The organism is Streptomyces sp. NPDC006384, assembly GCF_042870695.1.
Classification (GTDB): domain Bacteria; phylum Actinomycetota; class Actinomycetes; order Streptomycetales; family Streptomycetaceae; genus Streptomyces.
This window is the reverse complement of record NZ_JBIAHR010000032.1, coordinates 39,019-65,752: the sequence shown is the minus strand read 5'-3', so window position 1 is coordinate 65,752 and position 26,734 is coordinate 39,019. Positions and strand designations below refer to the sequence as shown.

Here is a 26,734-nt window from a genome sequence, read left to right as displayed (position 1 = left end):
GCTCAGTCGGCAGGCGTCGTGCACCAGGGAGGCACCGACGCCAGGCCCCAGAGGCTGTCGAAGTGCTTGTTCCAGGTGGTGAGGGCCACCTTGGCGTCGTCGCCTCCTTCCCGCGACCAGACCATGAGGTCGGTGCGGTAGCCCTTGGGGTCGTAGAACTCCGGGCCCGAGTTGCGCAGGACCGTGCGGGCGGTGACGTCGTAGAGGCCGTGCAGGACGAGCTCGCGGTTGAAGACGCAGACCTTGTGCGTGGGGATGCCGGGATACAGGCGGTACTCGCACCGGGCCGTCACCCTGCCGAGACGGGTCAGGCGCTCGGCCAGGCCGGAGAGTGTCTGGTCGTACTCCCGGCACTTGTCCTCGAGCCGCTTGCGGAAGTCCTGGTCGTCCTCCGGCCTGCCGTCCTGGCCGACCCTCGAGGGCACGGTCATGGGGCGGCCGAAGTCGGGGACGAGGAACCGCACGTTGACGTGGCGGGTGGGCCCGGGGTCTTCCTGCAGACCTTCCAGGCGGTGGTGCAGCTCGTTGTAGAGGGTCTCGCCGGTGTAGCCGAGGAAACTGATCTCCACCGTACGGGCGCGGAACGCCTCGCTCACGAACGTGCCCAGTTCCCTGGACTCGACCTGGGCCCGCGCGGGAAGGCGCAGTGATGTCGCCAGATCCTTCACCGCCTCGTACAGCACGTACCCCACGAGGCTGAGCAGTGCGCCGCCGAGAAAGGCCTTGTCCTGCAGGGCGTCACCGACCGGCTCGATGAGCTGGGCGCTCACTCCTGTGACGAACAGGCCCAGCAGCAGGGTGCGGGTCACCACCGGTTCATAACGTGCCTGCAGCCGCCGGAAGCGCGACGCCATTCCATCGGTGCCCGTTCCGTCCGGCCTGCCCGGCATACGCAGTCCCCCCGAACCGTCACCGCCCTGCGGTCGCTCAGACGTCCGCCGCCAGGCGAGCTCTTTGTGACCCACCATGGTCTCCCTGCGGCAACGCACGGGCAAGGCCGTGACGGGCCGCGGACTTGTCCGGCAGGCCCAGCGCGGCCGTGGCCCCGGCCAGGGTCATCGCGTAGGACTCGAGGGCGCGTTCGACGTTGGGCGCGTCCCGACCGGTACCGGTCACCAGGCGGTCGAGGTCGATGTAGGCGGAGCGGACGGTCTCGACCCACCGGTACACACGCCAGTCCTCGTGCGCGTCCTTGGTGCAGTCGGACGGGAGCAGGCGCTCCCAACGGCGGAACATGCGGTCGCGGATCTCGGGCCGCGTCGGGGTGAGGTGCATGTGGCGGACGAGGTCGTACAGGGGGTCGCCCACCATGGCCATCTCCCAGTCGATCAGCGTCAGTCCCCCGTCCCTCCGGCGCACCAGGTTCCACGGGTTCAGGTCACCGTGCAGCAGGACGGAACGGCGGGGTGTCAGAGTGTGACGGGAGAGGATCTCGGCCAGCCGGACGCTGTCCGGCAGCCCCAGTTCGCGGGCCAGTTCCATGGTGGCTTCGGGCAGTTCGCTCACCAGGCGGACCAACTCGCCGCGCAGCCAGGGGTAGAAGACGGCCCCGTTCAGCGGGTCCAGCGCCGCGCAGTCGACCTTGGTCAGCTCGGCCAACTGGTCCACAAGGTCGTCCGCCTCGTGCGGGCGCAGTCCACGCGTGGGGTGCTCCGGTGGGCAGAACCGGTCCGCCGGCCCCTCGTAGGAGTGCACGGCGAACTGCTCGTCCAGTCCGCTGGTGCCCAGAGCCAGCACCCGTGGGGCCCGGACGCGTGCCCCGCACACCTCGATCGCGGACAGCACGGCATGCTCGCTGAGGAACCGGCGTTCCCGTGTGTCGCCGGTGCCTGTCTTCCGACGGACCACGACGAGCGTGCTCACACCCTCGACCTGTACGACCGTGTTCAAGTGGGCCGTACCCCTGAAGACCCGGTCGGCGGGGGCCTTTCCCTCCTCCAGCAGCGCCCGGCCGACCGCCCACGCGGGGAAGCCGTGCCGGAGGGGGACACGCGGATCGCGCTGCCACACGACCTGGCGCGGGGCCCGTACTCGGCTGTGCCGGTTGCCGTGGGACTCATTCCACCGGAAGAGGACACGCTCAATGGCCGACTCGTCCGGCACGTTCTTCAGCCGCAACGGCTCTTCGGCCGCCACCAGCGCCCGGTGCACCGTCCGCGTCGCGGCGTCCAGGTCCCTCTGGTCGAACGCGTCACCGAGCGACCGCGCGGCTCGCATGACGTCCGGGTAGACCGACTGAGCCCGCTCGAAGGCGACGTAGTGCTTCAGGTCCCGGTCCAGACCGTTGACGGCCCTGCCACGCCGCTCCCCCATCACCTTGCGCCAGGCCTCGACGACCTCCGGCCACTGATGGCCGGGGTAGCGCATGCGCACCAGGTGCGTGGCGAGATCGTGGAGCGGGTCGCCGTAACCGGCCAGCTCCCAGTCGACACAGATCAGTGGGGGATTCCCGCCGTACGAGATGATCACGTTGTCCCGGTGCAGGTCCGTGTGGAGCAGGCTGAACGGGCGGCTGACGAGCGTGGGCACCCGTTCGGCGAACCGGATCAAGGCGTCCTCCGGGATGCCCAGCATGGCGAGCAGGCCGCCGAACTCCGCCCGGTTGCGCTGCCTGATCTGTTCCTCGGCCGCGAACGCCAGTGCTCTGAGGAACGCGCCGCTGTCCCGGCCGGACCGGGGCCAGGAGGTCGGCAGCGGGGGCAGGTGATGCCGACGTACCCGTGTCATGTCGGCGAGCAGCTCCACCAGCGCGGTGATCAAGTCGTGGTCGACGGGTGTGTCGTCGGGGCAGACGATCGACAGGGGCACGCCCTCGACGTGGCTGAGAACCATGACGTCACCGTGCTTGGCCGGACAGCGTGGGACGTTGTGCAGCACGCTCCGGATCCGGTTCAGCAGGTCGGCCTCGTCCTGCCACGTCCGGATGACCGCCGGCAGGGCGGACGGGATGCGCTTGCGGACGGTGACCGGCGCACCGTTCCCGGCGGCCCCCCGTCTCGAGTCCTCGGTGGTGAGGGGGCGCACCATGTGGTTCAGGCGGTGGTCCCCCCGGCTGAACCGGCCCAGCGCCGTCGCTTGCGCCAGAGACCGGTCGAACGCCTCGCCCGCCGCCCGCTCCGGTGCCGGTTCACCGAGCGGGGAGGGACGGCTCACGGAGTGCTCCAGGAGGGACGTGCGACGCGCCAGGGCTTCGTACGATGACGAAGAAAGCGGGCACACAGTACAGCTGCGACAGGTTGCCCGTTGGGTGTACTTCAGCCTTTGTGCCGCACAGCGGCAACCCGGTTGACCCGGACGGGCGAATCGGTCCTGTCGTCCGCCGGTCCCCGCCCGGCACACCGGAGCGGCCGGCAGTCCCAGCAGGAGTCGAACCAGCTCTGCACGCTCCGGACGAAGACGGAGCCGGCCGAGCTCGGGTCCCCTTCGTCGCTGACGTGCCGGGTGAGCACGGAGCCCGGCCCCAGCACGTCCAGGACCTCGACCGCCGTACCGTCGTCCAGCAGGCTGGTCCGCTCGATCACCTCGTACGGTCCGAAGAGCGCCGCGGTCCCCGGAGGCGGGTACAGCTTGAACACCGGCGTCAGGGGCACGTGCCGGACCTCCACGCGCACGGACGAGACGGTGCCCTCGGTCCGCAGGTCGCGCAGGGCGGTCTCTTCGGAGGGCGGCAGCATCCGCGCCTCGATGGCGGCGGCCGTGCTCTGCGTCCTGCTGATGACTCAGGCGTGAGCCCGCCGTCCGCCGCTCTCCCGCACCAGCGTCAGCACCGGTTCCAGTGACCGTACGACCGTTTCCGCGCCGGCCTTCCTCAGGAGCTTCTCCTTCTCCTCGTTGCGGGCGTACCCGAGGAACGGCACACCGGCCCGCCGGGCGGCCGTCAGGTCGGAGGCGGTGTCGCCGACCATCAGGGCCTGTCCGGGTGCGGCACCCATCGCGTCGAGGGCGCGGTCGAGGCAGTACGGGTCGGGCTTGAGCAGGGCGAGATCCTGGGTGCGGCCGTAGATGTGCGGGGAGAAGCAGCCCAGCAGGCCGCGCGTCGTGAGGTACTCGCCGACCACGCGCGGCGAGTTGTTGGTGGTCATGGCGAGGCCCACCCCCAGCGCGGCCCAGGTCCGGATCAGGGGGTCCGCGTACGCGGTCGGCCGTGCGGTGGGCACGGCGCGCAGTTCCTCGCGGGTGAGTTGCTCCTCGAACTCGGCGACCAGGTCACTGCGGTGGCTCCTGCGGTCGACCGCGCCCAGCAGGACGTGCGGATCGGGGTGGACCCGCTCCTCCTCGGTCAGCAGGTCCTTGTGGCCCGTCCGCTCGAGCCAGCCCACCAGCCGGCCGGCGACCCGGTCCGCCGGGTAGCCCGCGAACAGTCTGCAGACGGGGCCGTCGAAGTCCCACAGGACGACCCGGGCACCCGCTATCAGGTCTCTGAGGCCGGCGGTCCGCTCGGTCGCCGGTTCGGTCCGTTCCGTGTCGGATGTCACTAGGAGAGTGTCATGTCCGTGGTGATGGTTTCCCAGAGGGCGTCGAACCACTTCTGCGATTCCTCCACGAACACGGCGTCCCGGTGCCCCGTGCGCTTCAGGAAGGAGAACAGCAGCGACTGGGAGCCGAGGGCGTCGTACATCTCCAGGGTCCGGCTCTCGTACTCCTCCTCGCGCCGGGTCAGCAGGTAGTAGCCGAGGAGGGCCTCCTCGCCGTTGAGCAGGTACAGCTTCATCGGCGAGGTGAAGGGCAGCGCGCGGAAGGCGACGCGGACGTCGACGTGGTGGGTGGAGCGCACGGCGTGCAGGTTGTGCTGGAGGACGCGGGCCTGGGCGTTGCGCATCTGCAGCCAGCGCTGGTGGACCGGGTCGTCCTCCTCGTCCTCGACCAGGACGGGGAAGGCCAGCTCGATGTCGCGCGAGGGCATCAGGACGCGGAAGTCGATGGACTCCGGGCGGATGCGGCCCTCGTGGATCAGGCGGAGCGGCTCGCTGAGCGCCAGCATCAGCGTCTCCGAGGTGTGGCACACGACGTCGATCCGCACGTGCGGTGCCGCGAACGCCTCCGCCAGCCGCGGCCCGAGCGCCACCATGGTCGGCTGCGGTTCGCCGCGGGCCGGGGCCGGTTCGGCGATGCGGGGCGGGCTGCCCTTGCTGACGTTGGTGAGCAGGCCGTCCTCCTGGAGGGCGCGCAGGGCCTGGCGGACGGTGCCGCGCTCCACCCCGAACTCGTCGGCCAGTTCGGCCTGGGTGGGCAGGCGGTCGCCCGCCTTGAGGACGCCCCCTCGGATCCGCTCCCGCAGGATGTCGGCGATCTCCTGGGACGAGGGCCTTCTGCCGTCGTTCACGGGCACGTTCTCCTGAGTCACGACCAAACGGTACAACTCCGGTCCATCCGAGGGGAGTTGTTGGGAACTTGTTTACAACTACAGACCAAGTGGGGACAACATAAGCAGAGTTGGTTACCAACTTTTTCGAGTTGGCGGAAGTTTTACTTCCAAGGCTCCCGAAGGGGGAACGACCATGCCCGTCCTCGCCCTCGTCTCCGCGGTCTTCGTCATCGGCTTCGAACAGCTCGTCCAGTGGAAGTACGGCACCACGGGCATCGTCGGCCTGCTCCTGCTCACCGTCGGCATCAAGGCCAAGAGCCCCTCCGTCAGCTCCGCCGGCGCGGTGGTGCTGGCCCTGCTGGTCGCCGGGCCCGCCCTGTGAGAGGGAGGGGCCGGTTCGTGCGCGTCAGTCCGTGAGCGTCAGCCCGGTGCTGATCGTCTCCCACAGCGCGTCGAACCACAGCCGCGACTGCGCGACGAACGCCGTGTCACGCGGCCCGGCCCCCCGCTCGAAGGCGAACAGCGTCGAGCGGGTGCCCTCGACGTCGTACGTCTCCAGCCGCTCGTGGCCGATCTGCTGCTCGCGCCGGGTGAGGGTGTAGTACGCGAACAGCGCTTCCGTGTCGTTGAGCAGGTAGAGCTTCACCGGCGGCGTGAAGGGCAGCGCCCGGAAGGTGACGCCCACGTCGATGCCGTGCGTGGCGCGCAGCGCCAGCAGGCTGTGCCGCAGCACCCGCCCCTGGGCGTTGCGCATGGACAGCCACCGCTCGTGCACCGGGGCGCCGCCGCCCCCGCCCCCGGGGCCCGGCACCGGCACCGGCACCGGGAAGGCCAGGGGGATGCCCCGGTCCGGCAGCAGGACGCGGACGTCGACCTTGGCCGGTTTCCACCGCCCGGCGTGTATCTGGCGCAGCGGTTCGCCGATGGCCAGCGTGAGGGAACCCGCGGTCAGGCACAGCGCGTCGATACGGACGTGCGGGGCGGCGAACGCCTGCGAGATCCGGGGGGCGAGGGTCACCGTGGTCGGCATCGGCGGCGCGTCCGGGCCGGTCAGCGCCCTGTCGAGGCCGGGCGCGACGGTCGCCGGGCTCCCCTTGGTCACGTTGGTGAGCAGGCGCTCCGACTGCAGGATGCGCAGAGCCTGGCGGACGGTGCCGCGCTCCACCCCGAACTCGTCGGCCAACTGGGCCTGGGTGGGCATGCGCTGGCCCGAGCGCAGCGTCCCGGACCTGATCCGGGCGCGCAGTTCGTCGGCCACCTCGCGATGTGTTCTCGCAGGTGCCGGCGGCTTCTTCCGGCCGTTGACCGGGGCATGTTCCCGCTCCACGACCAAACCCTACAACTTCCCGCCATCTTCCGGCAGTTCACGGAAAGGTGGTTATGAGACTCTCCCAAGTGGAGATAAGTAAAGAGAAGTTGGCTGCCAACTTGGGCAGCGTGGTCGGGCCTCCTGCCCGTCACCATCAAGGCGCTGAACCGGCGTACCGCCGTCCGGGCTCTCCTCCGGAGGGGAGCCGTGAGCCCGGGCGGCCGGTCGTCACCACCGCACGACAACCACAACCACAACCGAACAGCACGCGCTACGGATGGCGCTTGCGCGCACCACCCGTCCCGTCACCGGCAGAAGGGAGCGATCCTCGGAACATGTCCGGGCACCGAGGCCGCCCGGACGTACGCAGCAGGGCGTCGGCCGGACGGGCGGCGCCCGCTCGCTCTTCCCGGACCCGTCCGAGCGCCGCCGGCCGTACGGCCGACTCGTCGCCCGGCCACAGCGTCGCGGGTGTCTCCGCGGACCGCGCCCGCCGCCGGCCCGTGGTCAGAACGCCGCCCGGATCTCCCCCACCTCGTGCCCACCGCCCAGCAGCGGTGCGCGGCCGATGCGTTCGACCACCGGCGCGTCCACGCCCAGCAGCGTCAGCGCGCGGGCCAGCACCGGGCCCAGCGCCCTGCCCGCCCCGTCCTCCACCTTGAAGGCGAGGGCGCGGCCGTCGGGCAGGGCGAGGGCCTGGACGGCCTCCGCGCCCATCTTGGAGAGCGTGCCGGGCACCTCGCGCATCAGCCAGGTGTCGGGGCGGCGGGTGCCGGCGACGTACTCGGGGTGGGCGCGCATCGCGTCGGCGACCCGGCGTTCGGCCGTGCCGGGCTCGGCGGCGACGAAGCCGCGGAAGGCGCGGGCCAGTCCGACCAGGCTGATCGCCATCAGCGGGGCCCCGCACCCGTCGGTGCCGACGGCGGCGACCGGCTCGCCCGCCGCGTCCTCCACCACCTTGTGGATGAGCCGCTGCAGCGGGTGGTCCGCGTGGAGGTAGGTGTCCAGCGGCCAGCCCCGCTGGGCGCAGACGGCGAGCATCGCGGTGTGCTTGCCGGAGCAGTTCATGGTGATCCGGTCGGGCACCTCGCCCGAGGCCAGATAGGTGTCCCGTTCCTCGGGGTCCAGCGGCAGGTCGGGCGGGCACTGGAGCAGGGCCGGGTCGAGGCCGTGCTCGTCGAGCATCTTGCGGACCAGGTCGCGGTGGAAGGGCTCCCCGGAGTGGCTCGCGGCGGCCAGCGCCAGCCGCTCCCCCGCGAGGTCCAGGCCGGCCCGCAGCACGCCCGCGGCCTGCATCGGCTTGTTGGAGGAGCGCGGGAAGACCGGCGCCGTCACGTCCCCGAGCGCCAGTTCCACGGCCCCGTCGGTCCCCAGGACGACCAGGCTGCCCCGGTGCCGGCCCTCGACGAAGCCGGACCGGACGACCTCGGCGAGGACGGGCGGTGCGACGGACGGCAGGGCGGTCGGGGAACCGGGCGCGGGCGCTGTCGGGGACGAGGGCTGGAACCGGGACGGGGACTGGGGCGCGGACATCGGCGGTGGCCTTCCGGACGGGGCGACCCGCCGCGCGGCCCGGGGTGGCCGGGCTCGCGGGTGCGGCTCGTGGAGCCGCACCCGGCGTCATACGAGCAGGTCGTCGACTTGTGCTTCCCCTTCACGGTACCGGCGTGCGATCTCCGCGCTGCAGCCGTCGGCCGTGTGCTGCAGCCGCTGCCGCCGCCGGGAGACCTGCTGCTCGAAGCGCACGAGGCGGCCCATCGCCGCCTTCAGCTCCGGATCGGTGCGGGCCGTCAGGTCGGACAGCTCCACCTCGCCGAGCATCTCCGCGGCCAGTCTGCGTCCCTCCTCGCTGCGCGGCGTGCCCAGCGTCACATGGCGGGCGGAGGACCTCTGCCGGGCCGGCGCGTCGGCCAGGATCTCCGACAGCCGCTCCACGACGGAGGTCACGGACGCCACGTCCGGGTCCGCCACGGACTGTGGCCCGCGCCGCGCCAGCTCCGCGCGCAGGATGTCGATCCGCCCCTGCAGCAGCCGCCGCACATAGCTGAGATCGGCCTCCTCGCGCTGGACGTCCCTGCGCAGGGCGCGCAGCTCGGGCAGGCTCAGCGCGGGCAGGTCGTGCTCCGGCGGCTTCGCGGGCAGCTCCGGGCTGTCCGTGCGCTGCACGGGCGTCCGGAGCGGCTCCAGGCCCTCCGGGTAGGTCACCGCGGCGATACCTGACGGCTGCCCCGTAGTACTCGGTGTGCTCATATCCCTCAACCCGTCCCCTCGACCGGCGTCTGGGGAGCATCGTGCCACCCCGCGTGGCCGCTATGTGACCGAGTGCCCCCGAACAGCCCCAGATGGGGGGTTAGGGGGGAGAAAAGAAGCCCCGTACGGGCCGCCCGTCCCGCTCTCCGGGCGGCACGGCATCATGGCGGCATGCGTGCGGTGGTGCAGAGAGTGGACGGCGCGAGCGTCGTCGTGGACGGCGAGACGGTGGGGGCGATCGACGGCGAGGGACTGTGCGTCCTGGTCGGCGTGACCCACGAGGACACCGAGGAGAAGGCGGCGCAGCTGGCCCGCAAGCTCTGGTCGGTGCGGATGCTGCACGAGGAGAAGTCGTGCAGCGACATCGACGCCCCGCTCCTGGTGATCAGCCAGTTCACCCTGTACGGCGACGCCCGCAAGGGCCGCCGCCCCACCTGGAACGCCGCCGCCCCCGGTGACGTGGCCGAGCCGCTCGTCGACGAGGTCGTCGCGCAGCTGCGCGCGCTGGGCGCGACCGTGGCGACCGGCCGCTTCGGCGCGCGGATGCGGGTGTCGCTGACGAACGACGGCCCGTTCACGGTGCTGATCGAGGTCTAGGTCCTCCACGGTCCCTACGGCCTCTACGGCTACGGCCCCTACGGCTCGACGACCGTCTCCTGGGCCGCCGCCGTGCCCTCGGCGAGCAGCCGGGCGTCCACCGGCACGTTCCGCTTGACCAGGGCGAGGGCGACCGGGCCGAGCTCGTGGTGGCGTACGGACGTGGTGACGAAGCCGATCTTCCGGCCGTCGGGACCGTCGTCGGCCAGGCGCAGCTCGGCCCCGGCGGGCGGCAGGTGGACCTCGCTGCCGTCCAGGTGCAGGAAGACCAGCCGGCGCGGCGGCTTGCCCAGGTTCTGCACCCGGGCGACGGTCTCCTGGCCCCGGTAGCAGCCCTTCTGCAGGTGGACGGCGATGCCGATCCAGCCCAGCTCGTGCGGGATGGTGCGGTGGTCGGTCTCGAAGCCGAGGCGGGGCCGGTGCTGCTCGACGCGCAGCGCCTCGTGGGCGAGGATCCCGGCCGGCGGCCCGGCCTGGGCCGCGAACGCCTCCAGTTCCCCGCGCGGCAGGAAGAGGTCGCGGCCGTACGGCGTCTCGCGGACGACGGCGTGCTCGGGGACCTCGGCGATGGAGCCGGCCGGCAGGTGGACGAGGGCGGTGTCGGGGGTGCGGTCGGCGACCTCGACCCGGTAGAAGAACTTCATCGACTCCAGGTAGGCGATCAGCGCCTCCCGGGTGCCGGGCTCCACGTGGGCCCAGACGGTCTCGCCGTCGTCCACCAGGTACAGGGCGTGTTCGATGTGGCCGTTGGCGGAGAGGATCAGCGCCTCGGTGGCCTCGCCGGGCCGCAGGTCGCTGACGTGCTGGGTGAGCAGCAGGTGCAGCCAGCTCAGCCGGTCCTCACCGGTGACGGTGACGACACCGCGGTGGGAGAGGTCGACGAATCCGGTGCCGTCGGCGAGGGCGCGCTGCTCGCGGAACAGGTCACCGTAGTGCGCGGCGACGCCTTCGTCCACGCCCTCGGCGGGGACGGCGCCGGGCAGGGACAGCAGAGGGCTCTTCATACGCCTAGCCTACGATCCGTCGGCCGGGCCCTTCCGGGCGCAGTCCTCGCACCGGCCGAAGATCGCGAAGTGCTTCATGTCGGTGTCGAAACCGAACTGTTCGCGCAGCTTGGCGGTGAAGTCGGCGGCCACCGACAGATCGGCCTCGATCACGTGGGAGCAGTCCCGGCAGACCAGGTGGATGTGGTGGTGCCGGTCGGCGAGGTGGTAGGTGGGCGCGCCGTGTCCGAGGTGGGCGTGGCTGACCAGCCCGAGCTCCTCCAGGAGCTCCAGCGTGCGGTACACGGTGGAAATGTTGACCCCCGACGCCGTCTTCCTCACTTCGCCGAGGATGTCGTCGGGGGTCGCGTGTTCCAGGGTGTCCACGGCTTCGAGCACGAGTTGCCGCTGCGGCGTCAGCCGGTAGCCGCGCTGCCTGAGGTCGCTCTTCCAGTCGGTGCTCACCACACCCCTGAGTGTAGGTCTACTTGAAGAAGGCGATCCCGTCGTCCGGCATGTCGTCGGGGAGGGCCTTGGCCCAGCGTTCGACGTCCTCCGGGGTGACGACCTTCTTCAGGTGCGCGGACATGTAGGGGCGGAGTCCGACCTCGGGGGTCTGCTTCTCGCCGACCCACATCAGGTCGCTCTTGACGTAGCCGTACAGCCGCTTGCCGCCGGTGTAGGGCTGCGAGGAGGCGGTGCGGGCGACGGCGTCGGTGACCAGGTCGATCTGGGGCTTCTGGGCGGCCATCTCGCCGTACCAGATCTCGATGACGCCGTCGTCGCGGACCATCGTGACCTCGACCTTGCGGTCCGCGTCGATGCGCCAGAAGCCGTGCTCGGACTCCAGGGGGCGGACCTTGTTGCCCTCCTGGTCCAGGACCCAGGTGTGGGACTGGTACTCGAGGAAGTCACGGCCGTCGTGGGAGAAGGAGACCTCCTGCCCGAAGTTGCACTTCTCGGCGCCCGGGAAGTCGTGCACGCCCGCGCCCGCCCAGTTGCCGAGCAGGAAGGCGAGCGGGACGAGGTCCTTGTGGAGGTCGGACGGGATCTCGATCATGAGCAGTACTTCCTGGCGTGGGGGGTCAGCGCTGGCCCTGGTACAGCTTCTTCACGGTCAGTCCGGCGAAGGCGAGGACGCCGACGCAGACCAGGACCAACAGGGCTTCGAAGAAGATCTCCACGGGGTGCTCCTCGATTGAGCGGGGTGCGGTGCGTGCGCTGTGTGCACAGGGGCCGGGGCCCAGCTTACGCGGCCGGGCCGGGCAGCACTTGGCGAGGTGCGCCGTCGTGGCCGCCGCACGGCGCGGCCGCCGTACGATTCCGTCATGGCGAAGAAGCTCGTGATCAAGGTGACGGCGGGGGCCGACGCGCCCGAGCGGTGCTCTCAGGCGTTCACGGTGGCGGCGGTGGCCGTGGCCAGCGGGGTCGACGTCTCGCTGTGGCTGACCGGGGAGTCCGCCTGGTTCGCCCTGCCGGGCCGCGCGGCCGGGTTCGAGCTGCCGCACGCCGCGCCGCTGCCCGACCTGCTGGACGCGATCCTGGCGGGCGGCCGGCTGACCCTGTGCACCCAGTGCGCGGCGCGGCGCGACATCACCGAGAAGGACGTGCTCGAGGGCGTGCGGATCGCGGGCGCCCAGGTCTTCGTGCAGGAGGCGCTGGCGGACGACACGCAGGCGCTCGTCTACTGACCGCCCGCGTCCCGTCCGCCGGCGCCCCGCCGCTCACTTCCCCATGACGTACGCGACGGTCGGTCCGGTGGTCCAGCCGCCGTCCCCGCCCTTGTCCCTGACCGAGCGCCGCAAGGCCGCCACCCAGCTCGACATCGCGCACGCGGCGGCCGAGCTCTTCGCCACCCGGGGCCCGCACGCCACGACGGCCGAGGAGATCGCCCGGCGCGCCGGGGTCGCGCTGCGCACCTTCTACCGGTACTTCCGCTCCAAGCAGGACGCGGTCGGCCCGCTCCTGACGGTCGGTGCCGACCGCTGGCGCGGACTGCTGGAGAGCACGGAGCCCGGCACCCCGCTCGGCCCGGCCCTGCGGACCGCCGCGGAACAGGCGCTGGCGGCCCCGGACACCCGGGCCGTCGAGGCCCTGCTGCGCACCCGCGGGCTGCTGCGGGCGGGGGAGGACGATCCGGCGCTGCGCGCCGTGTGGTACCGCGTGAACCAGGAGTCCGAGGAGCGGCTCGTCCCGGTGATCGCACGTCTGACGGACGGCGCCGCCGATCCGCTGGAGGTCCGGCTGATGGCCGCCGCCGCCACCGACGCCGTCCGGATCGCCCTGGAGACGTGGGCCGGCACGGAGGCGGGGACCGAGGGCCCCGGCTCCCCCGCCGACCTGGCGGTGCGCTGCCTGGAACGCCTTCTCGGGGGGAGGGAGCGGTCGTCGTAGGCGCGGGGTCCGGGGGGAGGGTGGTTTCCGGCGGGCGGTTCCTGGGCGGGTTCTAGGGACGGTCCTGGCGTCGGGGGCCGCCGGGGCCTTTCCGGCCGTCCAGTTCGTCCCACCACTCGTCGGACTCCGGGTCACCGGAGGGATCGTCCCACCAGCGGTCGTCGGGGCCGCGGCGGTTGGCGGCCATCGCGGCGAACGGGGGGATGACCATGGCGACGACGCACAGGGCGACGGCCGCGGGGACGGACCAGAGGCGGACGACGCCCCAGGCCAGGACGAACAGCGCGATGCAGGTGCCCATCATCACGAAGTAGACGCGCCGCCTCCGTGCGTACATGTGTCCAGGGTAGGTCCGTCCGGGCACGCCGAAGGGGCCGCACCCCAGGCGTCCAACCCGGTGGGTGCGGCCCCTCGGCCGTCGTGCGGCACGTGTGCCGCGTGTGTGCCGCGCGTGCCGTCAGACGGCGATCGCGACCTCCGCCAGCCCGCCCTGCTGGGCGACGACCGTGCGGTCGGCGGTGCCGCCCGGGACGAGTGCCCGTACGGTCCAGGTGCCCTCGGCCGCGTAGAAGCGGAACTGGCCCGTCGCGGAGGTCGGGACCTCCGCGGTGAACTCGCCGGTGGAGTCCAGCAGACGGACGTAGCCCGTCACCGGCTCGCCGTCGCGGGTCACCTGGCCCTGGATGGTGGTCTCACCGGGCTTGATCGTCGAGGCGTCGGGGCCGCCGGCCTTCGCTCCGCACATGTCGTACTCCTGAGGGGTTGGGAAAGGTCGGTGGGAGTGGTTACTTCGCGGGGCCGAGCTCGATCGGCACGCCGACGAGGGAGCCGTACTCGGTCCAGGAGCCGTCGTAGTTCTTGACGTTCTCCACGCCCAGCAGCTCGTGCAGGACGAACCAGGTCAGGGCGGAGCGCTCGCCGATGCGGCAGTAGGCGATGGTGTCCTTGGCCAGGTCCACCTGCTCGGCCTCGTAGAGCGCCTTGAGCTCCTCGTCCGACTTGAAGGTGCCGTCGTCGTTGGCGTTCTTCGACCACGGGATGTTGCGGGCGGACGGGACGTGGCCCGGACGCTGCGACTGCTCCTGCGGGAGGTGGGCCGGGGCGAGCAGCTTGCCGGAGAACTCGTCGGGCGAGCGGACGTCGACCAGGTTCTGCGCGCCGATCGCCTTGACGACGTCGTCGCGGAAGGCGCGGATCGAGGTGTCCTGCGGCTTGGCCTTGTACTGGGTGGCCGGGCGCTTCGGCACCTCGTCGCCGGGGACCAGCTCGCGGGCGTCCAGCTCCCACTTCTTGCGGCCGCCGTCGAGGAGCTTGACGTTCTCGTGGCCGTACAGCTTGAAGTACCAGTAGGCGTAGGACGCGAACCAGTTGTTGTTGCCGCCGTAGAGGACCACGGTGTGGTCGTTGGAGATGCCCTTCTCCGACAGGAGCTTCTCGAAGCCCTCCTGGTCGACGAAGTCGCGGCGGACCGGGTCCTGGAGGTCCTGGGTCCAGTCGATCCGGATCGCGTTCCTGATGTGGTTCTTGTCGTACGCGGACGTGTCCTCGTCCACCTCGACGATGGCGATGGTCGGGTCGTCCAGGTGGTCCTGAAGCCAGTCGGCGTCGACCAGGACGTCGCTGCGGCTCATGGTTTCTCCTCCGGGGCAGTTGCGGCGGGGCGTGCGGTGCGAGGGTGTGCGCGCTCATGCCGGAGCGGCGCGCGGGTGCCCTGATCAGGGCGGTGAGGGAAACCGGACGGCGGCGGCGCCGTCCGCTCAGAAAATGCGACAGAGCATGGCGGCGACGCGGCACAGGTCGACTGCCCGCCGCTTCGTGAGATCCGCCTGTCCCCGCGGCCGGAGGACGCTCGTCTGGTGCTGCATGGCTCCCGATCGTAGGGAGCGACACCGTGCCGTGTCACCGGTGTGTCGCATGATGAGACGCGATCGTCCGTGATGCGGGACAGATGGGGGCGGCGGAGTGCTCCCGGAGGGGTGCGCGGCGGTCGCGTCCGTCACCGCATCTGACGTACGGACGTCACCGTCTCGCCTGTCGGACGCCGCTCCGTGGCCGCCTCCGTGCCACCCGTCCCGTACTACCCGGCGAGCCTGACGTTCGCACCCTTCACCGTGATCTCGACGCCGTTCTCCGCCGCCTCGACCTTGTCGAGCTCGACGCCGCCGGGCAGCTGGTCGATGCGCTGCTGGAAGTCGGTGATGGCCCGGATGCGGGACTCGGCGAGCTCCCTGCCGTTGATCTGCGGCAGACCGTCGGCCTCGACCTCGACCTTGTTGTCCTTCACGGTGACCGAGCTGAGCACGTCGACGGGCTCGGGCAGCGGGGTGCCCAGCACCGTCGTCTCGAGCGTCACCTTGATCTTGCCGTTGCCGCCGTCGGAGAGGCCGACGACCTTGGCGGTGATGCCCGGGGCGACCTGGGTGGGCTCGGACTTCGCGGCCTTCAGCAGCTCGTCGTAGGAGATCGTCGCGGTGCCGGAGGCGGTGGCCGCCGTGGCGGAGCCGAAGTCGCTGGAGAACTCGACGCCCTTCATACGGGCCCGCAGGTCGTCGATACGGATCTTCCCGGTGCCGTCGCCGCTGTCCGTCCGGTAGTCCTCGATGCCGATCTCGACCTCGTCCAGCGTGCCGGCGGCGGCCTGGGTGAGGAAGGGGAAGCCCTTGATGGACACGTCCGGCGCCGAGGCGAGGTTCTCGGTGGTGCGCAGCCTGTCGGCCGCCTCGCCCTCGGCGAAGTTGACCGCCACCCGGTCCGCGATAACGAAGAGCCCGCCCAGGATCACGACGACGATCAACAGTATTCGCAGTGCGCGCATGCGAGTCTTTCCCCACCGGTAGGTGTCAACGACAGCGGTCCCCCGACGACCGTCGGCCGTCCAGCGCGAGCGTAACGCGGTGGACGGCCGGCGCCGGATTTTGTCGATCACCTGTGACAGGCGGGGCGTTTGCACCCGGGAGCGGACCTGCCGCACGGATCAGCCGCACGGCCCCGGCCGCGCGGACCGACCACACGGATCAGCCGAACACCCGTCCGAGCAGGTACACGGCCGGAGCCGCGGCCGCCAGCGGCAGTGCCACGCCCGCCGTGAAGTGGACGAACCGGGACGGGTAGTCGTAGGCCGCCACCCGGTGTCCGATCAGCGCGCAGACCGCCGCGCCCGCGCCGAGCAGCGCCCCCGGCGCGCCGACGTCCGTCATGGCGCCGGCCGCGAACCCGGCGCCCGCCGCCGCCAGCAGCGCGACGGCCACCGAGGCGGGCGTCGGCAGCGGCAGCGCGCGGGCCACGACGGCCACCGCCACGGCGAGGGCGCCGACCGTCACCGCATCCGCGTCGGCCGCGAGGTGGCCGCCCGCCACGATGGCCAGCGCCGCCGCGACGACCGTCGCCGTCAGGCCGTACATCCGCTCGTCCGGGTCGGCGTGCGACCGCAGTTGCAGGACGAGGGAGAGCAGCACCCACACGCCGAGCGTGCCGAGGAGCGCCGCCGGGGAGCGGTCCGAGGCCAGCATCGCCGCGTCGGCGGCCAGCGCGCCCGCGAAGCCCAGCGCGATGCCCTGCCGGGCGGGCCACATGCCGTTCAGCCGGAACCAGCCCGCCGCGGTGACGGCCTGGAGGACGACGAGCGGGACCAGCAGCGCGTACGAGCCGACGGCTGCCGTGCCGGCCAGCAGCAGTCCGAGCAGCGCGGTGAGCAGGGCCGGCTGCATGCCCGGGTCGATGATCGGCGAACGCCCCTCGGCGCGGGCCCGCTGCGCGTCGGTGATCCGCGCGTTGCCCGCGAGGGTCGCGGGACCGTACTCGGGCACGTCCGCGGCGACGGGGGGCGCGGGGGCGGTGGGAGCGGGGGTCGCGGGGGTCGCGGGGGGCTCGTACTGCTGGGGCTGGGGGTGCGGTTGCGGCTGGTACGCCGGTGACTGCGGCTGGTACTGCTGCGGGTGCGGCCGGTACTGGTGCTGCTCGTACTGCTGTTGCTGCGGGTGCGGCTGGTACTGGTGCTGCGGTCCCGGAGGGTACGGCTGTCCCCCGTGCCCTCCGCCGTACGCGGCGTCCGGCTGCGGGGGCAGGTACGCCGTCTCCTCCGCGGGGGCGGGCGCGGGGACGGGCGGCTGCATCTGGGTCTCCCAGGTCTGGCCCTGCCACTGCTGAGTGTGGGGGCCGGAGTCCAGGTCCTCGTACCCCTGCTGTCCCTGCTCGTACTGTCCGGGCCACACCGGGGCGCCGTGCCCGTCGTGTCCGCCGTGTCCGCCGTAGGACTGGTGGGGCTGGTGGGGCTGGTGGGGCTGATACGGCTGGTCGGTCATCGTCACCCTCCCGCGAACGGCGGCAGCACCTCGACCGTGCCGCCGTCGGTCAGCCGTACCGTCTCGTGCGCACGCGTGCCCACCGGGTCGCCGTCGACGAGGAACGAGCAGCGCCGCAGGACGCGCGTGAGTTCGCCGGGGTGTCCCTCGCGCACCGCGTCGAGCGCGTCGGCGAGCGTGGCCGCCTCGTACGCCTCCTCGGCCACGCCTGCCGCGGCCTTCGCGGCGGCCCAGTAGCGCACCGTGACCTTTGCCATCTGGATCCTTCGTCGCCGGAGCCGGCCGGCGTCGGTGCCGGCCGGCGGTGAACACCTCAGGCTAGCCCGCGCGGCGGACGGCCCAGTCGCCGATACGGTCCAGGAGGTCCTCGCCGGCCGCGTGCTCGGCGTGGCCCATGCCGGGCTCCACCCAGAGTTCGCCGTGGTCACCGGCGGCCGCGGCCAGCATCCGGGGGTGGTCGAGGGGGAAGTAGCCGTCCCGGTCGCCGTGCACGACGAGCAGGGGCACCGGGGCGATCCGCGCCGCCGCCTCCACCGGCGACAGCGGCACCGGGTCCCAGTCCCGGTGATGGATGCGGGTGCGCAGGCCGTAACGGCTCACCAGGCGCCCGGTGGGGCGCAGCACCAGCCAGTGCAGCCGGCGCATGGGTGCCGTGCCCCGGTAGTACCAGCGGGCGGGGGCGCTCACCGAGACGACGGCGTCCGTACGGGCGTCATGGGCGTCGCGGTCGTCACGGGCGTCGCCGCCGTACAGCGCGGCGTGCCGCAGCACCACCGAGCCGCCCATGGAGAAGCCGACGGTCACCACCCGCGGGTGCCCGAAGCCGCGCGCCCAGGCGACCGCCGCCGCCAGGTCGAGCACCTCGCGGTCGCCGACGGTCGAGCGGCCGCCCGACGCGCCGTGTCCCCGGAAGGAGAACGTGACGACGGCCCCCCGGCGCGCGAACGCCTTCGCGATCCGGCGCACGTGCGGGCGGTCGGCGTCGCCGGTGAATCCGTGCGCGACGACGAAGACCGGGCCGGCGGTGCCGCGGCCGGTCACGCCGGGCTCGTACACCGCGTCGATCCGCACCCCGTCCGACGTGCGCAGGAACGTCCGCGCGGGGGTGCGGCGGAGGGTCCGTCCGGGGGTTTCGGGGGAGGTTCCGTGACGTGCGCGCGGGGCGAGGGGAGGGAGGGAAGCAGGGGTGGAACGCGCCACACGACCTGCCCGGCCGTTGCTCATGTCGGCTATTGTGCTGGACAGAGGACTCGGGCGACGCAGCCCCCGAGTCCTTTTGTGCTTTCGGGAACGTGCGCCGAGCGTTCACCTCCCGGACGTGCAGCGGGCCCCACGGGCACGGGATCCGCGCCGTACGAAGCAGTGCCGTAAGCTCCCCCGCTGCCTCGAGGGCGCGGGAGGTACCCCCGTCGCAGGGACCGAGGAGGAACCAGACGTCATGGGCGAGCGAACCGTGCTGGACCGTGAGACGACCCGGGCAGGTGGGCCACGATGAGCTCTCTGCTGCTCCTGACCAACGCTCTCCAGCCGTCGGCCGAGGTGCTTCCCGCCCTCGGCCTGCTGCTGCACAACGTCCGGGTGGCTCCCGCGGAGGGGTCCGCCCTCGTCGACACCCCCGGCGCCGACGCGATCCTCGTCGACGGGCGCCGTGACCTCCCCCAGGTCCGCAGCCTGTGCCGGCTGCTGCGCTCCACGGGGCTCGGCTGTCCGCTGCTCCTCGTCGTCACCGAGGGCGGCCTCGCCGCCGTCACCGCCGACTGGGGCATCGACGACGTACTGCTGGACACCGCCGGCCCGGCGGAGGTCGAGGCCCGGCTGCGCATCGCCACGGGACGTCAGCAGATCGCCGGCGACGACTCCCCCATGGAGATCCGCAACGGCGACCTGTCGGTGGACGAGGCGACGTACTCCGCCAAGCTCAAGGGGCGGGTCCTGGACCTGACCTTCAAGGAGTTCGAGCTGCTGAAGTACCTCGCCCAGCACCCGGGCCGGGTCTTCACCCGCGCCCAGCTGCTCCAGGAGGTGTGGGGCTACGACTACTTCGGCGGCACCCGCACGGTCGACGTCCACGTACGGCGGCTGCGCGCCAAGCTCGGCCCCGAGCACGAGTCGCTGATCGGCACCGTCCGCAACGTCGGCTACCGCTTCGTCACGCCGGAGAAACCGGAGAAGAAGGAGCGGGCCGCGGAGGGGACCGAGACGCAGCAGGGGCCCGGGGCCGGGACGGACGCCGCGAAGGCGGCACCGGCCGCCGCCGAGGCCTGAGCACCGCCGGCCGGACCGGGGCCTGAGCACCGCCGACCGGTCCGGAACGTGAGCGCCGTCGCCCGGGCCGGGGCGTGAGCGCCGTCGGCCGACCGAGGGCTGATACGCCCTGCCCACGGCGGGTCCATCCGCGTAGACTCCGCGCGTGGCCAAGGTGACTCGGGACGATGTGGCGCGACTGGCGGGGACGTCCACCGCCGTCGTCAGCTATGTCATCAACAACGGACCCCGGCCGGTCGCCCCGGCCACGCGCGAGCGCGTCCTCGCCGCGATCAAGGAGCTGGGGTACCGGCCCGACCGGGTCGCCCAGGCCATGGCCTCGCGGCGCACGGACCTCATAGGCCTGATCGTGCCGGACGCGCGCCAGCCCTTCTTCGCGGAGATGGCGCACGCGGTCGAGTGGGCCGCCTCCGAGCGCGGGAAGATGGTCCTCGTCGGCAACTCCGACTACGTCGGCGAACGCGAGGTGCACTATCTGCGCGCCTTCCTCGGCATGCGGGTCTCCGGCCTGATCCTGGTCAGCCACGCCCTGAACGACCTGGCCGCCGCCGAGATCGACGCCTGGGACGCCCGTATCGTCCTGCTGCACGAACGCCCCGAGGCCATCGACGACGTCGCCGTCGTCACCGACGACCTCGGCGGCGCCCAGCTCGCCGTACGCCACCTGCTGGAGCACGGGTACGAGTACGTCGCCTGCATGGGCGGCACCGCCGAGACGCCGTCCGTCGGCGACCCGGTCTCCGACCACGTCGAGGGCTGGCGGCGCGCGATGAAGGAGGCCGGGCTCTCCACCGAGGGCCGGCTCTTCGAGGCGCCGTACAACCGCTACGACGCGTACGAGGTGGCCCTGGAGATCCTCGCCGGGCCGCGCAGGCCGCCCGCGGTCTTCTGCTCCACCGACGACCAGGCGATCGGCCTGCTGCGCGCCGCCCGCGAGCTGCGCATCGACGTCCCCGGCGAGCTGGCGGTGGCCGGCTTCGACGACATCAAGGAGGCGGGGCTGGCCGATCCGCCGCTGACGACGGTCGCCTCCGACCGGTCGGCCATGGCGCGGTCCGCCGTGGACCTGGTGCTGGACGACGGGCTGCGGGTGGCGGGCTCTCGGCGCGAGCGGCTGAAGGTCTTCCCGTCGCGTCTGGTGGTCCGGCGCTCCTGCGGCTGCGCGTAGCCTCCGGCGGTCGTGCCCGAGGTTCCTGGAGGCAGTCCCCCTTCGTGGCGACGGGGCTTCTTTACATCGGGCATACGAGGTTCTGCCGGGCTTCTCAGGCAGGACTCAGGAAGCTCTCATACAGGGACGCGAAGCTCATGAACATGACCGAGAGCTTCCGCCGCAGCGGCGAGTACGAGAACGCGCATCCGTACGCGGCCTCCCGTGAGGACGCCCAGCAGCACGTCTCCTCCTCGCCGGAGGGGACCGTGGGCCAGGCGAGCCCGGTGTCCCCGGTGAACCCGGTGAACCCGGTGAACCCGGTGAACCCGGAGTGGCCGCCCCCGCCGGCTCAGCCGCCGGCTCAGCCGCCGCACCCCCCGATGGCCGGGGAGCAGGGCGGGCACGCCCAGGGGCCCCGCAGGCGGGCCCGGCGCGGGCCGGTCGCCCTGCTCGCGGCCGTGGCGATCGTCGCGGCGGCCGTCGGCGGCGGCACCGCCTTCGGCATCCAGGAGCTGACCGGCAGCGACACCGTCGCCTCCAGTTCCACCAGCACCACCGTCGTGCCGTCGAGCCAGAAGGGCACGGTCGCCGGGGTCGCCCAGGCAGTCGGTCCCAGCATCGTCGAGATCAACGCCGACACGGACTCCGGCTCCTCCACCGGATCCGGCGTGATCATCACCGCCGACGGCGAGATCATCACCAACAACCACGTGGTGGCCGGCGCCTCCTCGGTCGAGGTGACGACCAGCGACGGCAAGCAGTACACCGCCGAGGTCGTCGGCACCGACAGCACGAAGGATCTGGCGCTGATCGAGCTGGAGAACGCCTCCGGCCTGAAGGCCGCGACCCTCGGCGACTCCGACGGCGTCCGGGTGGGCGACCAGGTCGTGGCGATCGGCTCTCCCGAGGGGCTGACCGGCACCGTGACCAGCGGCATCGTCTCGGCCCTGAACCGCGACGTGACCGTCTCCACGGACGGGGGACAGCAGCAGCGGCAGCGGCAACAGCAGGGCGGGGGCTGGCCGTTCGAGTTCGGCGGGCAGCAGTTCAACGGCGACACCGGGTCGTCCACGACGACGTACAAGGCGATCCAGACGGACGCCTCCCTCAACCCGGGCAACTCCGGCGGCGCGCTGATCGACATGAACGGCAACATCATCGGCATCAACTCCGCGATGTACTCGGCGGCCGGCTCCTCCTCGTCGGCGGACGCGGGGAGCGTCGGCCTCGGCTTCGCCATACCGGTGAACACCGTCAAGGCGGACCTGCCCTCGCTGCGGGCGGGCGACCGGAAGTGACGCGGGAGCGCGGCACCGTGCCCCGGCTGTTCACCCACGCCACGGCGTCCGCCGGCGCCGGCCCCGCCGGACTCGCCCTCGCCCTGGAGGTCGCGGCGGAGCTGCACCCGCCGGTGTCCCGGGCGCCAAAGGTGCCGGCCCGCGCCGCCCACCGCCCGCCGCCGCCCGGCACCGCCGACCGCGGTGCCCCGCCCGGCACCGCCGCACGACCGGGACGGTCCCGTGCCGCCCGTCGCCGCGCCGCACGGGGCTGAGCCGGACGTGCGACGCTGAAGACGTTGTCCGTCCGTATCCGACCGCACCCGAGGAACCCGAGCCATGAGCCCCGCAGAAGGCGACCGCGACCGTGACGTCCAGCGCATCCTGATCGTCGACGACGAGCCGGCGGTCCGCGAGGCCCTCCAGCGCAGCCTCGCCTTCGAGGGATACGGCACCGAGGTCGCCGTCGACGGCGCCGACGCCCTGGAGAAGGCGGCGGCGTACCGGCCCGATCTGATCGTCCTCGACATCCAGATGCCCCGCATGGACGGCCTGACCGCCGCCCGCCGGATCCGCGGCGCGGGCGACACGACCCCGATCCTGATGCTGACGGCCCGCGACACGGTCGGCGACCGGGTCACCGGCCTGGACGCCGGTGCCGACGACTACCTCGTCAAGCCCTTCGAGCTGGACGAACTCTTCGCCCGCATCCGCGCGTTGCTGCGCCGCAGCTCCTACGCGGCGGCGGTGGAGGCCACCGCCGAGGACGACGACACCCTGACCTTCGCCGACCTGACCATGGACCTGGCGACGCGGGAGGTCGTCCGGGCCGGGCGCCCGGTGGAGCTGACCCGCACGGAGTTCACCCTCCTCGAGATGTTCATGGCGCACCCGCGCCAGGTCCTCACCCGGGAGCAGATCCTGAAGGCCGTCTGGGGCTTCGACTTCGAGCCGTCCTCCAACTCCCTCGACGTGTACGTCATGTACCTGCGCCGCAAGACCGAGGCGGGCGGCGAGCCGCGGCTCGTGCACACCGTCCGGGGCGTGGGCTACGTCCTGCGGCAGGGCGGCGCGGAGTGATCCGACGGTTCCGTGCCCTGCCGCTGCGCTCGCGGCTGGCGCTGCTGGTGGCGGCGGCGGTGGCGTTCGCGGTGACCGCGGCGGCGGTGGCCTGCTGGTTCGTGGTGAAGAACGTGCTGGTGAACTCGCTGGACGAGGCGCTGCGGGCGAACCGCATGGACCTGCCGCAGGTGACGCAGTACGTCAACCTGAACACCGGCCTGTGTCTCAACGACCCCGACGCCCGCGAGCCCAACCTCTTCAACTCGACCGTGCAGCTGCTGGACCGGCAGGGGCAGAGCTGCCTCATCGTCGGCACCGAGAAGGTCCGGCTCACCGCCGCCGACCACGCCGTGGCCGAGGGCGGGGCGCCCGACGCGCTGCACGACGCCACCGGCGCCGACGGCACCGAGTACCGCGTCTACACGTACACGGTGCGCGGTCTGCAGGGCGTCGCCGTCTCCGCGGCCCGGCCGCTCGGCGAGGTGAAGGGCTCGCTCAACAACCTCGCGCTGGTGCTGCTGTTCGTCGCGGGAGCGGGTGTCGTCGGCGCCGGTGCCGCCGGCCTGTGGGTGGCCCGCGCCGGACTGCGGCCGGTGGACGAGCTGACCCGTGCCGTGGAACACGTGGCCCGCACGGAGGACCTGACCGTCCGCATCCCCGTCGAGGACGACAGCGAGGACGAGATCGCGCGCCTGTCCCGCTCCTTCAACTCCATGACCTCCTCCCTCGCCAGCTCCCGCGACCTGCAGCAGCAGCTCATCGCCGACGCCGGCCACGAACTGCGCACCCCGCTCACCTCCCTGCGGACCAACATCGAACTCCTCACCCGCAGCGAGGAGACGGGACGGCCGATCCCCGAGGCCGACCGCAAGGCCCTGCTCGCCTCCGTGAAGGCGCAGATGACGGAGCTGGCGGCGCTGATCGGCGATCTCCAGGAGCTGTCCCGCCCGGACACCGGCCAGCACGCGGGCCGGACGCGGATCCTCGCCCTGCAGGACGTCGTCGAGTCGGCGCTGCGCCGGGCCAGGCTGCGCGGACCGGAGCTGACGTTCACCGCCGACGTCCACCCCTGGTACGTACGGGCGGAGCCGAGCGCGCTGGAGCGGGCCGTCGTCAACATCCTGGACAACGCGGTGAAGTTCAGCCCGGACGGCGGCACGGTCGACGTGCGCCTCGCCGAGGGCGTGCTCACCGTCCGCGATCACGGGCCCGGCATCTCCGCCGAGGAACTCCCGCACGTCTTCGACCGGTTCTGGCGCTCGCCGTCGGCCCGTGCGCTGCCCGGCTCGGGTCTCGGCCTGTCGATCGTGGCGCGCACGGTGCAGCAGGCGGGCGGCGAGGTGACGCTGGCGCCGGCCGGGGACGGGGGCGGCGGCACGGTGGCGACCGTACGGCTGCCGGGGGCGCCGGTGCCGCCGCCCGGTGCGGACCCGGCGGACGGCGACGCCTGACCGCGCGGCGGCGGACGGCACTTCCACGACGGCCGGACGGCGATTTCGCGCCAATCGAACGGCAACCTTCCGCTCTCCGGCGGCGACAGGCAGGTGACACAGTCCCCGTCTGAACGGAATCATCCGTGAGCGAGACCCGTACCCACGCCCGCACCCGCACCCGCACCAAGGCCCGTCACCGCAGGACCAAGAAGGCCCTGGCCGTCGGTGTCCCCCTGGCACTGGTCGCCGCCGGCGCGCTGGCCTACGGCACGGACACCGGCTTCTTCGGCTCCGGATCGGCCAGCGAGGCGTCCGCCGCCGGTTACACCGCCCCCGCGTGGGCGACCGCCACCGCCGACGGCTTCGCCTCGGTCGACGCCCTCGGCCAGAAGGGCACCTACGGCGGCCGCGGCGGCAAGACGGTGACCGTCCGCACGCAGGCAGAGCTGGAGAAGTACGCGACGGCCGAGGAGCCGTACGTCATCGTCGTCGCCGGGAAGATCAACATGGCGCCCGCCGGCAAGGAGATCAAGGTCCGCTCGGACAAGACGATCGTCGGCGCCGGCGCCTCCGGGCACATCGTCGGCGGCGGCTTCTTCCTCGGCCCCGGCGTGCACAACGTGATCATCCGCAACCTGACGATCCGGGACTCCTACCAGGGCACCTGGAACGACAAGGACCACGACTTCGACGCCATCCAGATGGACGGCGCGCACCACGTGTGGATCGACCACAACGACCTGCGGCACATGGCCGACGGCCTGATCGACGTCCGCAAGGACAGCACGTACGTGACGGTCTCCTGGAACAGACTGAGCAACAACAACAAGACGTTCGGCATCGGCTGGACGGACAACGTCAAGACGGACATCACGATCCACCACAACTGGTTCCGCGAGACCGAGCAGCGCAACCCCTCCACCGACAACGCCGCCCACGCGCACCTCTACAACAACTACCTGGAGGACGTGCCGGGCACCGCCATCACCTCCGCCTACGGCAACTACGCGCGCGGCCGGACGTCGATGGTCCTGGAGAACAGCTACTTCCAGGGCGTGCGCAACCCCGTCACCAAGGACACCACCGCCTCCCTCGTCCAGCGCGGCAACGTCTTCTCCGGCACCTCGGGCCGCAACGAGAGCGGCGGGAAGGCCTTCGACCCGAAGAAGTTCTACGCCTACAAGCTCGACAGGGCCGCGGACGTGCCGGGGCTGCTGAAGTCCGGCACGGGCCCGCGCCCCTCGATCGGCGTCGCGAACGGCTCGGGTGGCTCGGGTGGCTCGGGTGGCTCGAACAACTCGGCCACGAAGGCCGCGACGACGCTCACGGTCGCCAAGGACGGCAGCGGCCAGTACAAGACCGTCCAGGCCGCCGTGGACGCCGTCCCCGCGAACAACGCCTCCCGGGTCGTCATCGCCGTGAAGCCGGGGACGTACCGCGAGACGGTGAAGGTCCCCTCCAACAAGCCGCACGTCACCATCCAGGGCACGGGCAGCAGCCGCAAGCAGACCGTGATCACCTACGACAACGCGGCCGGGACGCCCAAGCCCGACGGCTCCGGCACCTACGGCACCTCCGGCAGCGCGACCGTCGCCGTCGAGGCCGACGACTTCCAGGCCCGCAACCTGACCATCGCCAACGACTTCGACGAGGCCGCCAACCAGTCCCTGTCCGGCCATCAGGCGGTGGCGCTGCGCACCGCGGCCGACAAGGTCTTCCTGGACGGCGTGATCGTCACCGGTGACCAGGACACCCTGCAGCTGGACACGGCGGCCAGGGACAAGCTCGGCCGCGTCTACGTGAAGAACTCCTACATCGTCGGCAACGTCGACTTCATCTTCGGCCGGGCCTCCGCCGTGATCGACCGCTCCGTCATCACCCTGAAGAAGCGCTGGGACGGCACCTCGGCCGGCTTCGTCACCGCCCCCAGCACCCCGGCCGACCGCAAGGGCTTCCTGATCAACCGCTCCGTCGTCAACGGCGACGTCGCGGCCGGCTCCTTCCACCTCGGCCGCACCTGGCACGCGGGCGGCGACGCGACCCTCGACCCGCAGACCACGGTCCGCGACACCGAGCTCAGCGCCGCGATCAAGTCCACGCCGTGGTCCGACATGGGCGGCTTCTCCTGGAAGGACGACCGCTTCGCCGAGTACCGCAACACGGGCCCCGGCGCGGGCACCGCGAGCGCCGACCGTCCGCAGCTGACCGACTCCCAGGCCTCCGGCCAGGAGGTCGCGGACTGGCTGGGCAGCTGGGTGCCGACGGCGTCGTGACGCCGTAGGACCACGGGGCCGGGCGGACCGGGGACAGTTGTCCGCCCGGCCTCAGGGAAGGTTTTACCGAACGGTCGACCAGTGATCGTCCCTGCTCGGGTAGCTTCCCGGTCATCCGCTGAACGTGACGGGCGG

At 72.2% G+C, this 26,734-nt stretch carries 29 protein-coding genes; 11 read left to right on the top strand and 18 right to left on the bottom strand.

Annotated elements, in window-relative coordinates; all coding sequences use genetic code 11:
• Nucleotides 1–2: 2 nt before the first annotated feature.
• The 5 genes from ACFYOJ_RS32430 to ACFYOJ_RS32410 form a co-directional block, all read right to left on the bottom strand.
• Nucleotides 3–809, bottom strand: a complete 807-nt coding sequence (locus tag ACFYOJ_RS32430; RefSeq protein ID WP_356557188.1) for a hypothetical protein — start codon at nucleotides 807–809, stop codon at nucleotides 3–5.
• A 118-nt stretch (nucleotides 810–927) separates the two neighbouring features.
• Entirely contained in the window at nucleotides 928–3,027 is a 2,100-nt protein-coding gene (locus ACFYOJ_RS32425) for a phosphotransferase family protein (protein WP_388598424.1), read from the bottom strand.
• Nucleotides 3,028–3,254: 227 nt separating this feature from the next.
• Nucleotides 3,255–3,674, bottom strand: a complete 420-nt coding sequence (locus ACFYOJ_RS32420) for a hypothetical protein (RefSeq protein WP_356557186.1) — start codon at nucleotides 3,672–3,674, stop codon at nucleotides 3,255–3,257.
• Between the two features lie 45 nt (nucleotides 3,675–3,719).
• On the bottom strand, nucleotides 3,720–4,475 hold the full coding sequence (locus tag ACFYOJ_RS32415) for an HAD family hydrolase (RefSeq protein ID WP_356557185.1): 756 nt from the start codon (nucleotides 4,473–4,475) through the stop codon (nucleotides 3,720–3,722).
• Complete coding sequence (locus tag ACFYOJ_RS32410; RefSeq protein ID WP_356557184.1) at nucleotides 4,475–5,350, bottom strand: winged helix-turn-helix domain-containing protein; 876 nt, start codon at nucleotides 5,348–5,350, stop codon at nucleotides 4,475–4,477. The genes ACFYOJ_RS32415 and ACFYOJ_RS32410 overlap by 1 nt, the downstream gene beginning before the upstream one ends.
• Before the next feature lie 148 nt (nucleotides 5,351–5,498).
• Between ACFYOJ_RS32410 and ACFYOJ_RS32405 the strand changes: the two genes are divergently transcribed.
• Nucleotides 5,499–5,687 carry a hypothetical protein gene (locus ACFYOJ_RS32405; protein ID WP_356557183.1) on the top strand — a complete coding sequence of 63 codons (189 nt, stop codon included), beginning with the start codon at nucleotides 5,499–5,501 and terminating at the stop codon, nucleotides 5,685–5,687.
• Between the two features lie 24 nt (nucleotides 5,688–5,711).
• On the opposite strand, the gene ACFYOJ_RS32400 is transcribed toward ACFYOJ_RS32405, so the two are convergent.
• The 3 genes from ACFYOJ_RS32400 to ACFYOJ_RS32390 form a co-directional block, all read right to left on the bottom strand.
• The gene (locus ACFYOJ_RS32400; protein ID WP_356557182.1) at nucleotides 5,712–6,638 is read right to left on the bottom strand and encodes a GntR family transcriptional regulator; all 927 of its coding nucleotides are present in this window, start codon (nucleotides 6,636–6,638) and stop codon (nucleotides 5,712–5,714) included.
• A gap of 483 nt (nucleotides 6,639–7,121) precedes the next feature.
• Nucleotides 7,122–8,147 (bottom strand): asparaginase, encoded by a 1,026-nt coding sequence (locus tag ACFYOJ_RS32395; RefSeq protein ID WP_356557181.1) that lies wholly within the window; start codon nucleotides 8,145–8,147, stop codon nucleotides 7,122–7,124.
• Between the two features lie 87 nt (nucleotides 8,148–8,234).
• Complete coding sequence (locus tag ACFYOJ_RS32390; RefSeq protein WP_356557180.1) at nucleotides 8,235–8,864, bottom strand: aerial mycelium formation protein; 630 nt, start codon at nucleotides 8,862–8,864, stop codon at nucleotides 8,235–8,237.
• 171 nt (nucleotides 8,865–9,035) lie between these two features.
• Between ACFYOJ_RS32390 and dtd the strand changes: the two genes are divergently transcribed.
• Nucleotides 9,036–9,461, top strand: a complete 426-nt coding sequence (gene dtd / locus ACFYOJ_RS32385) for a D-aminoacyl-tRNA deacylase (RefSeq protein WP_356557179.1) — start codon at nucleotides 9,036–9,038, stop codon at nucleotides 9,459–9,461.
• A 38-nt stretch (nucleotides 9,462–9,499) separates the two neighbouring features.
• On the opposite strand, the gene ACFYOJ_RS32380 is transcribed toward dtd, so the two are convergent.
• From ACFYOJ_RS32380 to ACFYOJ_RS32370, 3 genes are read right to left on the bottom strand one after another with little or no spacing between them, the layout of a single operon-like run.
• The gene (locus ACFYOJ_RS32380) at nucleotides 9,500–10,465 is read right to left on the bottom strand and encodes a folate-binding protein (RefSeq protein ID WP_356557178.1); all 966 of its coding nucleotides are present in this window, start codon (nucleotides 10,463–10,465) and stop codon (nucleotides 9,500–9,502) included.
• Nucleotides 10,466–10,474: 9 nt separating this feature from the next.
• Nucleotides 10,475–10,912: a Fur family transcriptional regulator gene (locus ACFYOJ_RS32375; RefSeq protein ID WP_356557177.1), complete on the bottom strand. Its 438-nt coding sequence runs from the start codon at nucleotides 10,910–10,912 to the stop codon at nucleotides 10,475–10,477.
• 16 nt (nucleotides 10,913–10,928) lie between these two features.
• Nucleotides 10,929–11,504, bottom strand: coding sequence for an FABP family protein (locus tag ACFYOJ_RS32370; RefSeq protein ID WP_356557176.1), 576 nt, complete (start codon nucleotides 11,502–11,504; stop codon nucleotides 10,929–10,931).
• A 268-nt stretch (nucleotides 11,505–11,772) separates the two neighbouring features.
• On the opposite strand from ACFYOJ_RS32370, the gene ACFYOJ_RS32365 reads away from it, so the two are divergent.
• Both ACFYOJ_RS32365 and ACFYOJ_RS32360 read left to right on the top strand, forming a co-directional pair.
• A complete protein-coding gene (locus tag ACFYOJ_RS32365) occupies nucleotides 11,773–12,135 on the top strand; it encodes a DsrE family protein (RefSeq protein ID WP_356557175.1) in 363 nt (120 codons plus the stop codon).
• Between the two features lie 43 nt (nucleotides 12,136–12,178).
• Nucleotides 12,179–12,838, top strand: coding sequence for a TetR family transcriptional regulator (locus ACFYOJ_RS32360; protein ID WP_356557174.1), 660 nt, complete (start codon nucleotides 12,179–12,181; stop codon nucleotides 12,836–12,838).
• 52 nt (nucleotides 12,839–12,890) lie between these two features.
• On the opposite strand, the gene ACFYOJ_RS32355 is transcribed toward ACFYOJ_RS32360, so the two are convergent.
• The 7 genes from ACFYOJ_RS32355 to ACFYOJ_RS32325 form a co-directional block, all read right to left on the bottom strand.
• Entirely contained in the window at nucleotides 12,891–13,175 is a 285-nt protein-coding gene (locus tag ACFYOJ_RS32355; protein ID WP_356557173.1) for a DUF3099 domain-containing protein, read from the bottom strand.
• Nucleotides 13,176–13,295: 120 nt separating this feature from the next.
• Nucleotides 13,296–13,583 carry a DUF1416 domain-containing protein gene (locus ACFYOJ_RS32350; RefSeq protein ID WP_004986406.1) on the bottom strand — a complete coding sequence of 96 codons (288 nt, stop codon included), beginning with the start codon at nucleotides 13,581–13,583 and terminating at the stop codon, nucleotides 13,296–13,298.
• A gap of 40 nt (nucleotides 13,584–13,623) precedes the next feature.
• Nucleotides 13,624–14,469 (bottom strand): sulfurtransferase, encoded by an 846-nt coding sequence (locus ACFYOJ_RS32345; RefSeq protein WP_356557172.1) that lies wholly within the window; start codon nucleotides 14,467–14,469, stop codon nucleotides 13,624–13,626.
• 446 nt (nucleotides 14,470–14,915) lie between these two features.
• Nucleotides 14,916–15,653, bottom strand: coding sequence for a DUF2993 domain-containing protein (locus ACFYOJ_RS32340; RefSeq protein ID WP_356557171.1), 738 nt, complete (start codon nucleotides 15,651–15,653; stop codon nucleotides 14,916–14,918).
• A gap of 199 nt (nucleotides 15,654–15,852) precedes the next feature.
• Nucleotides 15,853–17,139, bottom strand: coding sequence for a hypothetical protein (locus tag ACFYOJ_RS32335; RefSeq protein ID WP_356557170.1), 1,287 nt, complete (start codon nucleotides 17,137–17,139; stop codon nucleotides 15,853–15,855).
• Between the two features lie 2 nt (nucleotides 17,140–17,141).
• The gene (locus tag ACFYOJ_RS32330) at nucleotides 17,142–17,396 is read right to left on the bottom strand and encodes a MoaD/ThiS family protein (protein WP_356557169.1); all 255 of its coding nucleotides are present in this window, start codon (nucleotides 17,394–17,396) and stop codon (nucleotides 17,142–17,144) included.
• Between the two features lie 61 nt (nucleotides 17,397–17,457).
• A complete protein-coding gene (locus ACFYOJ_RS32325) occupies nucleotides 17,458–18,363 on the bottom strand; it encodes an alpha/beta fold hydrolase (RefSeq protein WP_356557168.1) in 906 nt (301 codons plus the stop codon).
• Nucleotides 18,364–18,630: 267 nt separating this feature from the next.
• Here ACFYOJ_RS32325 and ACFYOJ_RS32320 point away from each other — a divergent pair, with 267 nt between their 5' ends.
• The 7 genes from ACFYOJ_RS32320 (at nucleotide 18,631) to ACFYOJ_RS32290 (ending at nucleotide 26,599) form a co-directional block, all read left to right on the top strand.
• Nucleotides 18,631–19,404 (top strand): response regulator transcription factor, encoded by a 774-nt coding sequence (locus ACFYOJ_RS32320; protein ID WP_356557167.1) that lies wholly within the window; start codon nucleotides 18,631–18,633, stop codon nucleotides 19,402–19,404.
• Between the two features lie 145 nt (nucleotides 19,405–19,549).
• Nucleotides 19,550–20,572, top strand: a complete 1,023-nt coding sequence (locus tag ACFYOJ_RS32315) for a LacI family DNA-binding transcriptional regulator (RefSeq protein ID WP_356557166.1) — start codon at nucleotides 19,550–19,552, stop codon at nucleotides 20,570–20,572.
• Nucleotides 20,573–20,715: 143 nt separating this feature from the next.
• The gene (locus ACFYOJ_RS32310; RefSeq protein WP_356557165.1) at nucleotides 20,716–21,852 is read left to right on the top strand and encodes a trypsin-like peptidase domain-containing protein; all 1,137 of its coding nucleotides are present in this window, start codon (nucleotides 20,716–20,718) and stop codon (nucleotides 21,850–21,852) included.
• Nucleotides 21,853–21,869: 17 nt separating this feature from the next.
• Complete coding sequence (locus ACFYOJ_RS32305) at nucleotides 21,870–22,106, top strand: hypothetical protein (protein WP_356557164.1); 237 nt, start codon at nucleotides 21,870–21,872, stop codon at nucleotides 22,104–22,106.
• Between the two features lie 64 nt (nucleotides 22,107–22,170).
• Complete coding sequence (locus ACFYOJ_RS32300; RefSeq protein ID WP_356557163.1) at nucleotides 22,171–22,911, top strand: response regulator transcription factor; 741 nt, start codon at nucleotides 22,171–22,173, stop codon at nucleotides 22,909–22,911.
• Nucleotides 22,908–24,344 (top strand): HAMP domain-containing sensor histidine kinase, encoded by a 1,437-nt coding sequence (locus ACFYOJ_RS32295; RefSeq protein ID WP_356557162.1) that lies wholly within the window; start codon nucleotides 22,908–22,910, stop codon nucleotides 24,342–24,344. Before ACFYOJ_RS32300 ends, ACFYOJ_RS32295 begins: the two co-directional genes overlap by 4 nt.
• Nucleotides 24,345–24,469: 125 nt before the next feature.
• The gene (locus ACFYOJ_RS32290) at nucleotides 24,470–26,599 is read left to right on the top strand and encodes a pectinesterase family protein (RefSeq protein WP_356557161.1); all 2,130 of its coding nucleotides are present in this window, start codon (nucleotides 24,470–24,472) and stop codon (nucleotides 26,597–26,599) included.
• Nucleotides 26,600–26,734 lie beyond the last annotated feature (135 nt).

What these genes read in the sequence shown, in the direction of transcription:
- ACFYOJ_RS32395 (WP_356557181.1), bottom strand. Translation starts at nt 8,147, where the DNA reads ATGTCCGCGCCCCAGTCCCCGTCCCGGTTCCAGCCCTCGTCCCCGACA.
- ACFYOJ_RS32300 (WP_356557163.1), top strand. Translation starts at nt 22,171, where the DNA reads ATGAGCCCCGCAGAAGGCGACCGCGACCGTGACGTCCAGCGCATCCTG.
- ACFYOJ_RS32345 (WP_356557172.1), bottom strand. Translation starts at nt 14,469, where the DNA reads ATGAGCCGCAGCGACGTCCTGGTCGACGCCGACTGGCTTCAGGACCAC.
- ACFYOJ_RS32325 (WP_356557168.1), bottom strand. Translation starts at nt 18,363, where the DNA reads ATGAGCAACGGCCGGGCAGGTCGTGTGGCGCGTTCCACCCCTGCTTCC.
- ACFYOJ_RS32335 (WP_356557170.1), bottom strand. Translation starts at nt 17,139, where the DNA reads ATGACCGACCAGCCGTATCAGCCCCACCAGCCCCACCAGCCCCACCAG.
- dtd (WP_356557179.1), top strand. Translation starts at nt 9,036, where the DNA reads ATGCGTGCGGTGGTGCAGAGAGTGGACGGCGCGAGCGTCGTCGTGGAC.
- ACFYOJ_RS32380 (WP_356557178.1), bottom strand. Translation starts at nt 10,465, where the DNA reads ATGAAGAGCCCTCTGCTGTCCCTGCCCGGCGCCGTCCCCGCCGAGGGC.
- ACFYOJ_RS32390 (WP_356557180.1), bottom strand. Translation starts at nt 8,864, where the DNA reads ATGAGCACACCGAGTACTACGGGGCAGCCGTCAGGTATCGCCGCGGTG.
- ACFYOJ_RS32370 (WP_356557176.1), bottom strand. Translation starts at nt 11,504, where the DNA reads ATGATCGAGATCCCGTCCGACCTCCACAAGGACCTCGTCCCGCTCGCC.
- ACFYOJ_RS32365 (WP_356557175.1), top strand. Translation starts at nt 11,773, where the DNA reads ATGGCGAAGAAGCTCGTGATCAAGGTGACGGCGGGGGCCGACGCGCCC.
- ACFYOJ_RS32355 (WP_356557173.1), bottom strand. Translation starts at nt 13,175, where the DNA reads ATGTACGCACGGAGGCGGCGCGTCTACTTCGTGATGATGGGCACCTGC.
- ACFYOJ_RS32350 (WP_004986406.1), bottom strand. Translation starts at nt 13,583, where the DNA reads ATGTGCGGAGCGAAGGCCGGCGGCCCCGACGCCTCGACGATCAAGCCC.
- ACFYOJ_RS32425 (WP_388598424.1), bottom strand. Translation starts at nt 3,027, where the DNA reads ATGGTGCGCCCCCTCACCACCGAGGACTCGAGACGGGGGGCCGCCGGG.
- ACFYOJ_RS32405 (WP_356557183.1), top strand. Translation starts at nt 5,499, where the DNA reads ATGCCCGTCCTCGCCCTCGTCTCCGCGGTCTTCGTCATCGGCTTCGAA.
- ACFYOJ_RS32340 (WP_356557171.1), bottom strand. Translation starts at nt 15,653, where the DNA reads ATGCGCGCACTGCGAATACTGTTGATCGTCGTCGTGATCCTGGGCGGG.
- ACFYOJ_RS32330 (WP_356557169.1), bottom strand. Translation starts at nt 17,396, where the DNA reads ATGGCAAAGGTCACGGTGCGCTACTGGGCCGCCGCGAAGGCCGCGGCA.
- ACFYOJ_RS32420 (WP_356557186.1), bottom strand. Translation starts at nt 3,674, where the DNA reads ATGCTGCCGCCCTCCGAAGAGACCGCCCTGCGCGACCTGCGGACCGAG.
- ACFYOJ_RS32320 (WP_356557167.1), top strand. Translation starts at nt 18,631, where the DNA reads ATGAGCTCTCTGCTGCTCCTGACCAACGCTCTCCAGCCGTCGGCCGAG.
- ACFYOJ_RS32360 (WP_356557174.1), top strand. Translation starts at nt 12,179, where the DNA reads ATGACGTACGCGACGGTCGGTCCGGTGGTCCAGCCGCCGTCCCCGCCC.
- ACFYOJ_RS32310 (WP_356557165.1), top strand. Translation starts at nt 20,716, where the DNA reads ATGACCGAGAGCTTCCGCCGCAGCGGCGAGTACGAGAACGCGCATCCG.